Below are 13,995 nucleotides of genomic sequence, written 5' to 3'. Positions count from 1 at the left end.
AAACGGTCATCATTTATTCCGAGCCCGGAAACCGGAGCTCAATCAGCACAACTATCGCTCCCATGCTCTGCGTGGGAATGCAGTTACCGACGCTCTGCGTCCGATATTGAGAACGCAGCACTACGCGAGGGATCCATGGGACACACACTCTTCAAACCGCTGCTGCTGACCTCCGCTCTGCTGGCCTGCGCACCTCTGGCCCAGGCGGCCAGCACACTAGTGTATTGCTCGGAAGCCAGCCCGGCCGGTTTCGACCCCAGTCAGTACACCAGCGGCACCGACTTCGATGCCTCGGCCGAAACCGTCTTCAACCGCCTGACCCAATTCAAGCGTGGCGGCACGGAAGTGGAGCCAGGCCTGGCTACTCGCTGGGACGTCTCGCCGGATGGCCTGACCTACACGTTTCATCTGCGCGACGGCGTGAAGTTTCACAACACGGACTACTTCACTCCTACTCGCGCATTCAACGCGGACGACGTGCTGTTCACGTTCAACCGCCTGCTCGACGCCAACCATCCGTTCCGCAAGGCCTACCCGTCCGAGTCGCCCTACTTCACTGATATGGGCCTGAACACAACGATCAAGAGCGTCGAGAAAGTCGACCCGCTGACCGTCAAGTTCACCCTGAACAACATTGACGCTGCGTTCGTGCAAAACCTGGCCATGAGCTTCGCGTCCATCCAGTCTGCCGAATACGCCGACCAGTTGCTCAAGGAAGGCAAGGCCGAGGAGTTGAACCAGAAGCCGATCGGCACTGGCCCGTTCGTCTTCAAACGCTACCAGAAAGACTCGCAGATCCGTTACGCGGGCAACACCGAGTACTGGAAGCCCGAGGACGTGAAGATCGACAATCTGATCTTCTCTATCAGCAGCGATGCCGCCGTGCGCATGCAGAAGCTCAAGGCTGGCGAATGTCAGGTCAGCGGCTATCCGCGTCCGCAGGACATCGAAGAAATGAAAAAGGACCCGAAACTCAAGGTCCTCAGCCAGCCGGGCTTCAACCTGGGCTTCCTGGCCTACAACGTTACGCATCCGCCGCTGGACCAGCTTAAGGTGCGCCAGGCGCTAGACATGGCTATCGATAAACCAGCGATTATCAAAGCGGTTTACCAGAGTGCCGGGCAGCTGGCTGAAAATGCCCTGCCGCCGGGTCAGTGGAGCTTCGATCCGACCATCAAGGACGCCCCGCACGACCTGACCAAAGCCAAACAACTGCTCAAGGAAGCAGGCGTGGCGCCGGGCACGAAAATCGACCTGTGGGCCATGACCGTACAGCGCGCCTCGAACCCCAATGCGCGCATGTCTGCACAGATGATTCAGTCCGACTGGGAAAAGATCGGCATCAAGGCCAACATCGTCAGCTACGAGTGGGGCGAATACATCAAGCGCGCCAAGGCAGGCGAGCATGACGCGATGATCTACGGCTGGACCGGTGACAACGGCGACCCTGACAACTGGCTAGGTGTGCTGTACAGCTGTGCAGCCGTCAAAGGCAGCAACTACGCCAAGTGGTGTGACCCGGCCTACGACAAGCTGGTGCAGCAGGCCAAGCTGACCAGTAACCGCGACGAGCGCATCAAGCTTTATCAGCAGGCCCAGCACATTCTCAAGCAGCAGGTACCGATCACACCTATTGCCAACTCGAAGGTGTTTCAGCCGATGCGCCAGGAAGTGCAGGACTTCAAGATCAGCCCATTCGGTCTGACACCCTTCTATGGTGTCAGCCTGGGAACAGTGAAGTAACAACATGGCTCCAACCGGGTGCATTTTTCTCACCCGGTTGCGCCTTAACGGTGCGTGAAACGTTTCAAAAAACGACACGCAAACGATCAACAGGGTCGAAAATTACACTTTCGCGACATTCCTGTACGATCGTGCCACTCTTTGTCGCTTCTTTGGCGTCACTGTCTTGCTTTGGGTATGGCCCCTGCATAAGTATCGGATGGATCGGCTCACGAGGTCGTTCCCTCTAATCAAAATGACAACAACTGAGGCAACCATGCTCAAACACGCGGTCATTCCGTTTCTGGTCGGCGCCAGCCTGCTCGCCAGTGCTCCTTTCGCTCACGCAGCTTCGAATCTGGTGTTCTGCTCCGAGGGCAGCCCTGCCGGATTCGATCCGGGTCAATACACCACAGGTACTGACTTCGACGCCGCAGCAGAGACCATTTTCAACCGCCTGAGCCAGTTTGAACGCGGCGGCACCGCCGTGGTGCCCGGTCTGGCAACCAAGTGGGACATCTCTGATGATGGCCTGACGTACACCTTCCACCTTCGCGAAGGCGTCAAGTTCCATACCACGCCCTACTTCAAGCCGACCCGTGAATTCAATGCCGATGACGTGCTGTTCACGTTCAATCGCATGATCGACAAGGACATGCCTTACCGCAAAGCGTATCCGACCGAATTCCCGTACTTCACTGATATGGGTATGGACACCAACATCACCAAGATCGAAAAAGTCGACGACCACACCGTCAAGTTCACTCTTGGCAAAGTCGACGCTGCGTTCATCCAGAACATGGCCATGAGCTTCGCGTCCATCCAGTCCGCAGAGTACGCCGCCAAGCTGCTCAAGGAAGGCAAGCCGGAGCTGATCAACCAGCAGCCGATCGGCACCGGTCCGTTTGTGTTCAAGAGCTACCAGAAAGACTCCAATATTCGTTACACCGGCAACAAGGACTATTGGAAGCCTGAAGACGTCAAGGTCGACAATCTGATCTTCGCCATCACCACCGACGCCTCGGTGCGCATGCAGAAGCTCAAGAAAAACGAATGCCAGATCACCGCTTACCCACGTCCTGCCGACCTTGAGCCACTCAAGGCCGACAAAAACCTGAAGATGCCTGATCAGGCTGGCTTCAACCTTGGTTACATCGCCTACAACGTGATGCCTGAGATCAAGGGCGAAGACCATCCAAATCCCCTGGCTCAGTTGAAAGTGCGCCAAGCGCTGGACATGGCGGTCAACAAGCAGCAGATCATCGACTCGGTTTACCAGGGTGCAGGTCAATTGGCGGTCAACGCCATGCCGCCGACCCAGTGGTCCTATGACACCACCATCAAGGATGCCAAGTACGATCCCGAGAAAGCTCGCGAGCTGCTCAAGGAAGCGGGCATCAAGGAAGGCACCGAAATCACACTGTGGGCGATGCCGGTTCAGCGTCCTTACAACCCCAACGCCAAACTGATGGCCGAGATGCTCCAGTCCGACTGGAAGAAGATCGGTATCAACGCCAAGATCGTCAGCTATGAATGGGGCGAGTACATCAAGCGCGCCAAGAATGGCGAGAACGGCGCCATGCTGATTGGCTGGAGCGGTGACAACGGTGACCCGGACAACTGGCTCGGCACCCTGTTCGGCTGCGACGCACTGAATGGCAACAACTTTGCCAAATGGTGTGACAAGCCGTTCGACACGCTGATCCATCAGGCCAAGGAAACGTCCGATCAGGCCAAGCGCACCGAGCTGTACAAACAGGCGCAACACCTCCTGAAAGACGCCGTGCCAATGACGCCTATTGCGCACTCGACGGTCTATCAACCCATGCGCACCAGCGTGCAGGACTTCAAGATCAGCCCGTTTGGCTTGAACTCCTTTTACGGTGTGAGCGTGAGCGGCAAGTAAAAGTGACAGTTTGCTGCGCCGCTCATCCGGCGCAGCAAACCGCTCTACTTGAATATTAAGCCCCGAGCGATGGGTTGAAAAAGTGCCGATAACGGCATTCTTCTACTATCACTAAGATATTTCCTACGAGCTTTGCAGCCTTCGAGCCTATATACCGCGGACCTCTGACGACTTACCGTCGAAGGGCAGCGGCAATGGCAGGAAGCCCGTCGCTTCGTGTACAGGTGCGCCGGGCATGTCGTGCGAAGTTGCGTGGGGCGACGCCTTTGGGCCAGTTAGACATTCGAGCCTCGGCTCATCCTTCGAGGATAGGGATCATCATGCGTAAAACTCTTGCGATGACGTCGTGCCTGGGACTGTTGGCACTGGCCCCGTTTGCCCAGGCGGCAAGCAATCTGGTGTTTTGCTCCGAAGCGAGTCCGGCTGGCTTCGATGGTGCGCAATACACCTCCTCCACCGATAACGATGCATCCGAGCCGATCTACAATCGACTCACCGAATTCAAGCAAGGCGACACCACCGTGGTTCCAGCGCTGGCGACTTCCTGGGACATCTCGGAAGACGGCCTGGTCTACACGTTTCACCTGCGCGAGGGCGTGAAGTTCCACAGCAACAAGAACTTCAAGCCCAGCCGTGACTTCAACGCCGACGATGTGCTGTTCACCTTCAATCGCATGCTCAAGCCCGATCATCCGTTCCGTGTCGCTTACCCGACCGAGTTCCCCTACTTCACCAGTATGGGCCTGAACAAAAAGATCAAGTCCATCGAGAAGACCGACCCGCTGACCGTGGTGTTCACCCTCAATACGGTCGATGCAGCGTTCATCCAGAACATCGCCATGAACTTCGCCGGCATCCTCTCCGCCGAATACGCCGAACAACTGATGGCCAAGGGTGATGTGCGCGACATCAACCAGCAACCGATTGGCACGGGGCCTTTCGTGTTCCAGCGCTATCAGAAAGACTCGCAGATTCGTTACAAGGGCAACAAGGAGTTCTGGGACCCGAGCCGGGTGAAGATCGACCAGTTGATTTTCGCCATCGTGACCGACGCCTCTGCCCGCATGCAGAAGCTCAAGGCCAACGAGTGCCAGGTCTCGGTCAACCCGCGCCCGGCAGACCTTGCCAGCCTCAAGGAAGACAAAAGCCTGCAGATCATCGAGAAGCCGGGCTTCAACCTTGGTTACATCTCCTACAACGTACGCCACGAGCCGCTAGGCAAGCTGGAAGTGCGCCAGGCGCTGGACATGGCCGTCAACAAGAAGGCAATCATCAATGCGGTTTATCAGGGCGCAGGGCAGCTGGCAGTCAATGCCATGCCGCCGACCCAGTGGTCCTACGATGACAGCATCAAGGACGCACCTTACGACCCGGAAAAAGCCAAAACCCTGTTGCGCGCGGCTGGCGTCAAGGAAGGCACCGAACTGACCCTCTGGGCCATGCCGGTCCAGCGTCCTTACAACCCCAACGCCAAACTGATGGCCGAAATGCTTCAGGCCGACTGGGCCAAGGTCGGCATCAAGGTCAAGATCGTCAGTTACGAATGGGGTGAATACCTCAAGCGCACCAAGAACGGTGAGCACGATATCTCGCTGATCGGCTGGACCGGCGACAACGGTGACCCGGACAACTGGCTGGGCACGCTGTACAGCTGCGCCGCCATTGGCGGTAACAACTACTCGATGTGGTGCGACGAAAAATACGACCAGCTGGTCAAGGCCGCCGTCGCTGTCACCGACCGCGAGCAGCGCACCGACCTGTACAAACAGGCGCAACGCTACCTCAAGGAACAGGTGCCGATAACACCGATTGCCCACTCGACGGTCAATCAGCCGTTGCGCGCCGAGGTCAGGGACTTCCACGTCAGCCCGTTTGGTCGCAACAACTTTTCAGGCGTCAGCATCGCCGACTGATCAGAAACTCCGCATGCCCTCGCCGTCTTGTGTCACGGCGAGAGCCAACACTTGCGCGTTTATACCGATAACAACGCAGGGCCCAAAGCCCTGCACCACCAAAAGCCAGGCTTAAGAACTGGCATATAAAAAAGTGATAAAGGGAGCTGCACATCGTGAAAACAACAAGTACTGCGTTATTGGCCTTATCTCTCTCGTCGTTCGGCGCACTGGTTCAGGCAGAACCAGCCAGCCAGGCGTTCATACCGACCGAGCTGAGCTCCAAGAACGCACAGGCCGACGCCAACGGCTTTATCGAAGATCAACACCTGACCGGCACGACCCGCAACTGGTACGCCAACGAACTGAAGCGTCGTGGCGAGGTTTTCCGCTACAACGACAACGGCATCGCTGAGCAGACCTCGCGTCGTATCAACTGGCAGCAGGGCACCATCGTCAACTACACCTCGGGCTACACGCAGGGTGTTGTAGGTTTCGCCACCGAGCTGGCACTGTACAACGCCATTGCGCTGGACCGTGACACCGATGACTTTGCAGGCAGTTCCAACCGGACCCTGGCCCACCGTGACGGCGATGCAGTCGGTCAGTGGAGCAAAATGGGCCTGGGCAACGTCAAGGCGCGAGTCTCCAACACGGTCCTGACCATGGGTCGCCAATCGGTTAACACCCCGGTCATCGCCTTCATTGGCAACCGCGCACTGCCTTCCAGCTTCCAGGGTGTTGCCGTACAGAGCGACGAGCTCAACAACCTGTCGTTTCAAGCCGGTAGCTTCGACCGCGTATCGCCACGTATGGAACAGAGTCTGGACAAGTTCCGCTCCGAGTACGGTGATCGCAGCCAGACCGCCGACCGCCTGGACATGTTCGGCGCTGACTACAAGCCGACCGACAGCCTGACTACCAGCTTTTATGCATCGAATCTGGAAGATTTCTGGCACCAGTACTACTTCGGCTTCACCCACGAACTGGGTGACAGCAAGGCACTGGCGCTCAGCACCAACCTGAACTACTACAAGACCAAGGACTCCGGTCAAAGCAAACAGGGCCCTATCGACAACGATACCTACAGCCTGTCGTTCACCGGTACGCATAACGCTCACAGCATCAGCCTTGCCTATCAGCAAGTGTCTGGCGATGAGTATTTCGACTATGCGCACGACACCAACGCAATCTTCCTGGCCAACTCCCTGCTCTCGGACTTCAACGGCCCGAACGAGAAATCCCTGCAGATCGCCTACGTACTGAACATGGCCGAATATGGCGTGCCGGGCCTGAAGTTCAACATTTACCAGGCGCGCGGCTGGGACATCGACGGTACCAAATATAAAGGCAACGTCTACGGCGACGTCCAGACAATCAATGGCGTTCGGACAGCGAGCGGCGTAAACGCAATGGACGGCGAGACTCACTACGAATACGGTATCGGTACGTCGTACTCCGTGCAGTCCGGCCCGCTCAAGGCCACTGCCATCCGCGCCACTTACACCACACACCGCGCCAGCGAGAATCAGGCTGATGGCAACATCAACGAATTCCGTCTGGTGACCACCGTTCCGTTCAACATTCTTTGATTCGCTGAAAACCGTTCTGGTGCAAGGCAACAGCCTTGCGCCAGAACATCACCATCGGCGTCAACTCTATGGAGGGTTCACAATGAAACTGTTATCGCTACGCAACTCGATCGCCCTGGCCCTGCTCAGCGTCGCCGTCAGTGTTTCGGCAAAACCCCTAGTGGTCTGCACCGAAGCCAGCCCCGAAGGCTTCGACATGGTGCAATACACAACAGCCGTGACGGCCGACGCCGTGGCTGAAACCGTATTCAATCGCCTGGCGGATTTCAAACCCGGCACTACGGAAGTTATTCCAGCGCTGGCTGAATCCTGGGACATCAGCGAGGACGGTCTGACCTACACTTTCCACCTGCGCAAAGGCGTCAAGTTCCACACCACCGACTACTTCAAACCGACCCGCGACATGAATGCCGACGATGTGCTCTGGAGTTTTCAGCGTCAGCTGGACCCGAAACACCCGTGGCATGACAAGTCGAGCGTCGGCTTCCCCTACTTTGAAAGCATGGGCTTCAAAGAGCTGCTGAAAAGCGTCGAGAAAACTGACGACTACACCGTCAAGTTCACCCTGACCCGTCGCGAAGCGCCATTCCTGGCCGACCTGGCCATGGCGTTTGCCTCTATCTACCCGGCGGAATATGCCGACCAGTTGTTGAAAGCCGACAAGACCAACGATCTAAACAGCAAGCCAATCGGCACCGGCCCGTTCATCTTCCAGCGCTATGCCAAGGATGCGCAGGTACGCTTCAAGGCCAACCCGGATTACTTCCGCGGCAAGCCGCCTGCCGAAGCACTGATTCTGGCCATCGCCACCGACAACAACGTGCGCCTGCAGAAACTCAAGGCCAACGAATGTCAGATCGCGCTGTATCCAAAGCCGGACGATGTCCCGAGCATCAAGAAAGACCCGAATCTGAAAATCGATGAAATGGAGGCCATGACCACCGGCTACATCGCTATCAACACCACGCACAAGTACCTGAGCGACGTGCGCGTCCGCAAAGCCATTGACATGACGTTCGACAAGAACGCTTATGTCAACGCGGTGTTCGGCAAGGGCAATGCGTTGGTAGCGGTCAACCCGTATCCGCCAACCCTGCTGGGTTACAACAACAGCCTGAAGAATCCGCCGGGTGACCTCGACAAGGCACGCGCCTTGCTGAAGGAAGCAGGTGTTCCGGAGGGCACTACGTTCACCCTGTTCACCCGCAACGGTGGTGGTCCGACCAACCCTAACCCGATGCTCGGTGCGCAAATGATGCAGTCCGATCTGGCAAAGATCGGCATCAAGATCGACATTCGCGTCATGGAATGGGGCGAAATGCTCAAACGCGCCAAGAATGGCGAACATGACATGGTGTCTGCCGGCTGGGCAGGCGACAATGGCGACCCGGACAACTTCCTGACCCCGATGCTTAGTTGTGAAGCGGCGAAAAACGGCGAGAACTATGCACGCTGGTGCAATGCCGAATTCCAGACGCTGATCGACAAGGCTCGCGAAACAGTGAACCCGCAGGAGCGTGCAGCGCTCTATGAGCAGGCTCAGGCAATATTCAACAAGGATCAGCCGTGGATCAGCATGGCTCACACCAGAATGTTCACGGCCATGCGTAAAAATGTGGAGGGCTACCAAATCAGCCCGCTCACAACCAACAACTTCGCCACTACCCAGGTGAAGTAGAAAAATAATCCGGCGAGCTCATAACCCGAGACTCGCCGGAGCACGCCTAACCGGCTGATGAGGTACACACCAAGATGTTTAGTTTTATCGCCCGCCGAGTGGGGTTGCTGATACCCACTTTCTTCGGCATCACCTTATTGACCTTCGCCCTGATTCGCCTGATTCCGGGCGACCCGGTCGAAGTCATGATGGGTGAGCGCCGGGTCGATCCGGAAATGCACGCTCAGGCCATGGAACGTCTTGGTCTGAATAAACCACTGTATGCCCAGTACATCGATTACATCGGCAAGCTCGCCCACGGCGACCTCGGTGAATCGCTGCGTACGCGTACCAGTGTCTGGAGCGAATTCACCTCGCTGTTCCCGGCAACCCTGGAGTTGTCGCTGGCGGCGCTGATTTTCGCGGGTATTCTCGGCCTGTTGGCCGGGGTGATCGCCGCACTCAAGCGAGGGTCCCTGTTCGACCATGGGGTCATGGGGATTTCCCTCGCCGGTTATTCCATGCCGATTTTCTGGTGGGGCCTGATCCTCATCATGTTCTTCTCGGTAACACTGGGCTGGACCCCGGTTTCCGGGCGAATCGACCTGCTGTACGACATTCCGCCAGTCACCGGCTTCATGCTGATCGACACCTTGCTCAGTGACGAACAAGGCGCGTTTCTCGATGCGTTGCATCACCTGATTCTTCCGGCCATCGTGCTGGGCACCATCCCGCTGGCGGTAATCGCCCGGATGACCCGCTCATCGATGCTCGAAGTACTGCGTGAAGACTACGTGCGTACTGCACGGGCCAAAGGCCTGTCGCCAGCGCGCGTGGTATTCGTTCACGGCCTGCGCAATGCGCTGATTCCAGTGCTGACCGTATTCGGCCTGCAAATCGGCACATTGCTGGCCGGTGCGGTACTGACCGAAACGATCTTCTCGTGGCCCGGTATCGGCAAGTGGCTGATCGAAGCCATCGGTGCCCGGGATTATCCGGTCGTGCAAAACGGCATTCTGCTGATCGCCTGTCTGGTGATCCTGGTCAACTTCGTGGTGGATATCCTCTACGGCTTTGCCAACCCACGCATCCGTCATCAGCGCTGAGATCATCGATATGAGCACCCCTACTCCTGCGGTAGCAGTCGATCAAAGCCTGCTTTACCCATCCCCGTACAAAGAATTCTGGCAAGCGTTCTCGAAGAACAAAGGCGCGGTTGCCGGCCTGCTGTTCATGATCCTGATCGTGTTCTGCGCCCTGTTCGCCCCGTGGGTTGCACCCCATGATCCGAGCGAGCAATACCGTGACTTCCTGCTGACACCTCCGGTGTGGCTTGAAGGCGGTCAATGGCAATTCATCCTCGGCACCGACGAACTGGGCCGCGATCTGCTGTCGCGTCTGATCCAGGGTTCGCGCCTGTCGCTGCTGATCGGTCTGGCATCGGTGGTCATGTCGCTGATCCCGGGCATCCTGCTGGGCTTGCTGGCGGGCTTCTTCCCGCGCGTGCTAGGCCCTTCGGTCATGCGCCTGATGGACATCATGCTGGCCCTGCCATCGCTGCTGCTGGCTGTAGCCATCGTGGCAATTCTCGGCCCTGGCCTGATCAACACCGTGATCGCCATCGCCATCGTGTCGCTGCCGTCCTACGTACGTCTGACCCGCGCTGCGGTAATGGGCGAGCTGAACCGTGACTACGTGACGGCTGCGCGTCTGGCCGGTGCCACCCTGCCACGCCTGATGTTCATCACCGTGCTGCCCAACTGCATGGCACCGCTGATCGTTCAGGCAACGCTGAGTTTTTCCTCGGCCATTCTCGACGCCGCAGCGCTGGGCTTCCTGGGCCTTGGCGTACAACCGCCGACGCCTGAGTGGGGCACCATGCTCGCCTCGGCGCGCGACTACATCGAACGTGCCTGGTGGGTCGTCAGCCTGCCCGGTCTGACCATTTTGCTCAGCGTGCTGGCAATCAACCTGATGGGCGACGGTCTGCGCGATGCGCTGGACCCGAAACTCAAGAACGCCGCCTGAGGAGATTCGCATGTCACTTCTTGAAATCAAGAATCTCAACGTCCGCTTCGGCGACGCCAAGGCCGTACCTGTTGTGGACGGCCTGTCCCTGAGCGTCGAAAAAGGCGAAGTATTGGCCATCGTTGGCGAATCGGGGTCCGGTAAATCCGTGACCATGATGGCGCTGATGGGGCTGATCGATTCGCCCGGCATCATCACTGCCGACGCGCTCAACTTCGACGGCAAGGACCTGCTCAAGCTGAACGCGCGGCAGCGTCGTCGCATCATCGGCAAAGACCTGGCGATGGTTTTCCAGGACCCGATGACCGCGCTGAACCCCAGTTACACCGTGGGCTTCCAGATCGAGGAAGTGCTGCGCCAGCACCTGAACATGTCAGGCAAGGCGGCACGCCAGCGCGCGCTGGAACTGCTGGAAAAGGTCGAAATCCCTGGCGCGGCTGCGCGCCTGAATGCCTACCCGCATCAACTGTCGGGCGGCATGAGCCAGCGTGTGGCAATTGCCATGGCCATTGCCGGCGAACCGAAACTGCTGATCGCCGACGAACCGACCACCGCGCTGGACGTGACCATTCAGGCGCAGATCATGGAGCTGTTGCTGAGCCTGCAAAAAGAGCAGGACATGGCGCTGGTGCTGATCACTCACGACCTGGCGGTAGTGGCTGAAACCGCCCAGCGCGTCTGTGTGATGTATGCCGGTCAGGCCGTCGAAGTCGGTCAGGTGCCGGGGCTGTTCGAGGTCCCTGCCCACCCGTACAGCGAAGCCTTGCTGGCCGCTATTCCCGAGCACAGCATGGGCGCCGAACGCCTCGCCACGCTGCCGGGCATGGTTCCGGGTCGCTATGACCGGCCACAGGGTTGCCTGCTGTCACCGCGCTGCCCGTATGTGCGCGACAACTGCCGGACCGAACGTCCTGGCCTGGACCCCAAGGCCCATAGCCTGGCGCGCTGCTTCTATCCCTTGAATCAGGAGGTGGCGTAATGAGCGTCGTACTTACCGCCCGCGACCTTACCCGTCACTACGAAGTCTCCCGAGGCCTGTTCAAAGGCACAGCGCTGGTGCGCGCGCTAAACGGTGTGTCCTTCGAACTGGAAGCCGGCAAGACCCTGGCTGTGGTCGGCGAGTCCGGCTGTGGCAAGTCGACGCTGGCCCGCGCGCTGACACTGATTGAAGAGCCTTCATCGGGTTCGCTGAAAATCGCCGGTCAGGAAGTGGCCGGTGCCAGCAAGTCCGAGCGCAAGCAGTTGCGCAAAGACGTGCAGATGGTATTTCAGAGCCCTTACGCGTCGCTCAACCCACGCCAGAAAGTCGGTGACCAGCTCGGCGAGCCGCTGTTGATCAACACCAAACTGTCGGCGGCAGAACGTCGGGAAAAAGTGCAGGCGATGATGGCTCAGGTCGGTTTGCGCCCCGAGCACTATCAGCGCTACCCGCACATGTTTTCCGGCGGTCAGCGTCAGCGTATCGCGCTGGCGCGGGCCATGATGCTGCAGCCCAAAGTGCTGGTCGCGGACGAACCGACTTCGGCGCTGGACGTGTCGATTCAGGCCCAGGTGCTGAACCTTTTCATGGATTTGCAGCAGGAATTCAACACCGCCTACGTGTTCATCTCCCACAACCTGTCGGTGGTGCGTCATGTCGCCGATACGGTATTGGTGATGTACCTGGGCCGGCCTGCGGAAATGGGTCCCAAGGAAGAGATCTACAACCGTCCGCTGCACCCTTACACTCAGGCACTGTTGTCAGCGACCCCGACCATCCACCCGGACCCGCTCAAACCGAAGATCAAGATCGTCGGCGAGCTGCCCAACCCGCTCAACCCGCCAAGCGGCTGCGCCTTCCACAAGCGCTGCCCTTACGCGACGGAACGTTGCGCAACAGACGTACCGGAGCTGCGTCTGGTGGATAACCGTCAGGTGGCCTGCCACTATGCCGAGCAATTTGTAGCGGCTTAAGCTAGAAGCTAGAAGACTATCGTGCCCACAACGCAGTTCTGGACGCTCTGCGTCCGGTTTTGAGTGTGCGGTGCGGCGCAGATTTGTGACGCAGAGCGTCACCCAAGGCATTCCCACGCTGGAGCGTGAGGAACGATACCCTCAACTATCGTGCGATGCTTAATACACATCCCGCCGATAACGCCCTTCCTCGATCAATTCGCCGACCGCCTGCTCGCCCAGCACCTCGTTCAACACCTGATCCACGCCCGCCGCCATACCCAGCAAGCTGCCACAGATGTAAATCGCAGCCCCTTCGTCGAGCCATAGACGCAGTTCATCGGCCGCTTCGCGCAAGCGATCCTGCACGTAGATTTTCTCCGCCTGGTCACGTGAGAAGGCCAGATCCAGACGAGTCAGATGACCAGCCTCCAGCCAACCCTCAAGCTCAGCGCCACAATGAAAATCGTGGGCGCGGTTACGCTCGCCGAACAGCAGCCAGTTACGCACTTGGCCTTGGGCAATGCGAGACTTGAGCAGACTGCGCAAACCGGCCAGCCCCGTGCCATTGCCCAGCAAGATCAGCGGGACGGAATCGACAGGCAAATGGAAGCTGCTGTTGCGGCGCAAACGCAGGCTGATCGCGCTGTCGGGGTCGGCATGGGTGGTCAGCCAGCCGGAGCTCAGCCCCAGACTGCCGTCAGGATGAACTTCCTGACGCACGATGAGTTGCAGACGCCTGTCTTCCGGAATCGAAGCAATCGAATACTCACGAGCAGATACCGGCACCAGCGCATCGATCAGCGCCTGCGCGTGCAGGCCCACCAGATGCGCACGATTGTGCGGCAGTTGGCGAGTCGCTAACGCCTGCACGAGCGGCTCCTGCAAGCCATCCACAGTTACCGAAGCGCCAGGATCGACACCCAGCCCGGCGAGAAAGGGCTCAATGACCTGCGCCGCATTGCGCGGCATCACCTCGACCAGATCACCCGCCTGCCAGCTCGCTGACGTCGGCGCTGCCAGGTCCAGCAGGTAGACCTTCGAACCACTGCTGCCCGGATTCAAATGCTCGCGCCGCGCCAGCGTCCAGTTTTCGAAGACCGGTGCCTGCCAGTGCGCTGAAGGCACGGAGCCAGTCAATTGTTCCAGTTGCTGCTGCCAGTGTTGCAGGGCTGCTGGATCGGCGCTGTCCACTTCAACAGGCGGGAACAACGTACGCCCACCATGCTCGGCCAACCAGCCATGCAAACGATGGGCAAAACCGCA

At 58.6% G+C, this 13,995-nt stretch carries 9 protein-coding genes and 1 pseudogene; 9 read left to right on the top strand and 1 reads right to left on the bottom strand.

What is annotated here, in order from left to right; translation table 11 throughout:
* The first annotated feature begins 135 nt into the window (after window positions 1–135).
* The 9 genes from AO068_RS18945 to AO068_RS18905 all read left to right on the top strand — a co-directional run bounded on the left by AO068_RS18945 (window position 136) and on the right by AO068_RS18905 (window position 12,750).
* Complete coding sequence (locus tag AO068_RS18945; RefSeq protein WP_058409156.1) at window positions 136–1,743, top strand: ABC transporter substrate-binding protein; 1,608 nt, start codon at window positions 136–138, stop codon at window positions 1,741–1,743.
* A gap of 256 nt (window positions 1,744–1,999) precedes the next feature.
* Entirely contained in the window at window positions 2,000–3,628 is a 1,629-nt protein-coding gene (locus AO068_RS18940; RefSeq protein WP_058400643.1) for an ABC transporter substrate-binding protein, read from the top strand.
* Window positions 3,629–3,948: 320 nt separating this feature from the next.
* Window positions 3,949–5,541: an ABC transporter substrate-binding protein gene (locus AO068_RS18935; protein ID WP_058409155.1), complete on the top strand. Its 1,593-nt coding sequence runs from the start codon at window positions 3,949–3,951 to the stop codon at window positions 5,539–5,541.
* A gap of 155 nt (window positions 5,542–5,696) precedes the next feature.
* Window positions 5,697–7,112 carry an OprD family porin gene (locus AO068_RS18930; RefSeq protein ID WP_058409154.1) on the top strand — a complete coding sequence of 472 codons (1,416 nt, stop codon included), beginning with the start codon at window positions 5,697–5,699 and terminating at the stop codon, window positions 7,110–7,112.
* A gap of 82 nt (window positions 7,113–7,194) precedes the next feature.
* The gene (locus tag AO068_RS18925; RefSeq protein WP_058409153.1) at window positions 7,195–8,790 is read left to right on the top strand and encodes an ABC transporter substrate-binding protein; all 1,596 of its coding nucleotides are present in this window, start codon (window positions 7,195–7,197) and stop codon (window positions 8,788–8,790) included.
* Window positions 8,791–8,864: 74 nt separating this feature from the next.
* Window positions 8,865–9,875 (top strand): ABC transporter permease subunit, encoded by a 1,011-nt coding sequence (locus AO068_RS18920; protein WP_058409152.1) that lies wholly within the window; start codon window positions 8,865–8,867, stop codon window positions 9,873–9,875.
* Window positions 9,876–9,885: 10 nt separating this feature from the next.
* Window positions 9,886–10,797 carry an ABC transporter permease subunit gene (locus AO068_RS18915; protein WP_002555194.1) on the top strand — a complete coding sequence of 304 codons (912 nt, stop codon included), beginning with the start codon at window positions 9,886–9,888 and terminating at the stop codon, window positions 10,795–10,797.
* Between the two features lie 10 nt (window positions 10,798–10,807).
* Window positions 10,808–11,776 (top strand): ABC transporter ATP-binding protein, encoded by a 969-nt coding sequence (locus AO068_RS18910; protein ID WP_002555195.1) that lies wholly within the window; start codon window positions 10,808–10,810, stop codon window positions 11,774–11,776.
* Window positions 11,776–12,750 (top strand): peptide ABC transporter ATP-binding protein, encoded by a 975-nt coding sequence (locus AO068_RS18905; RefSeq protein ID WP_002555196.1) that lies wholly within the window; start codon window positions 11,776–11,778, stop codon window positions 12,748–12,750. Before AO068_RS18910 ends, AO068_RS18905 begins: the two co-directional genes overlap by 1 nt.
* 159 nt (window positions 12,751–12,909) lie before the next feature.
* Here AO068_RS18905 and AO068_RS18900 read toward each other — a convergent pair.
* Window positions 12,910–13,995, bottom strand: a pseudogene (locus tag AO068_RS18900) (flavodoxin); the annotation flags it as partial.

It is taken from the genome of Pseudomonas sp. ICMP 3272 (assembly GCF_001466905.1).
GTDB lineage: Bacteria > Pseudomonadota > Gammaproteobacteria > Pseudomonadales > Pseudomonadaceae > Aquipseudomonas > Aquipseudomonas amygdali.
This window is presented reverse-complemented; position numbering and strand designations above follow the sequence as displayed.

What these genes read in the sequence shown, in the direction of transcription:
- AO068_RS18945 (WP_058409156.1), top strand. Translation starts at nt 136, where the DNA reads ATGGGACACACACTCTTCAAACCGCTGCTGCTGACCTCCGCTCTGCTG.
- AO068_RS18940 (WP_058400643.1), top strand. Translation starts at nt 2,000, where the DNA reads ATGCTCAAACACGCGGTCATTCCGTTTCTGGTCGGCGCCAGCCTGCTC.
- AO068_RS18935 (WP_058409155.1), top strand. Translation starts at nt 3,949, where the DNA reads ATGCGTAAAACTCTTGCGATGACGTCGTGCCTGGGACTGTTGGCACTG.
- AO068_RS18925 (WP_058409153.1), top strand. Translation starts at nt 7,195, where the DNA reads ATGAAACTGTTATCGCTACGCAACTCGATCGCCCTGGCCCTGCTCAGC.
- AO068_RS18920 (WP_058409152.1), top strand. Translation starts at nt 8,865, where the DNA reads ATGTTTAGTTTTATCGCCCGCCGAGTGGGGTTGCTGATACCCACTTTC.
- AO068_RS18915 (WP_002555194.1), top strand. Translation starts at nt 9,886, where the DNA reads ATGAGCACCCCTACTCCTGCGGTAGCAGTCGATCAAAGCCTGCTTTAC.
- AO068_RS18910 (WP_002555195.1), top strand. Translation starts at nt 10,808, where the DNA reads ATGTCACTTCTTGAAATCAAGAATCTCAACGTCCGCTTCGGCGACGCC.
- AO068_RS18905 (WP_002555196.1), top strand. Translation starts at nt 11,776, where the DNA reads ATGAGCGTCGTACTTACCGCCCGCGACCTTACCCGTCACTACGAAGTC.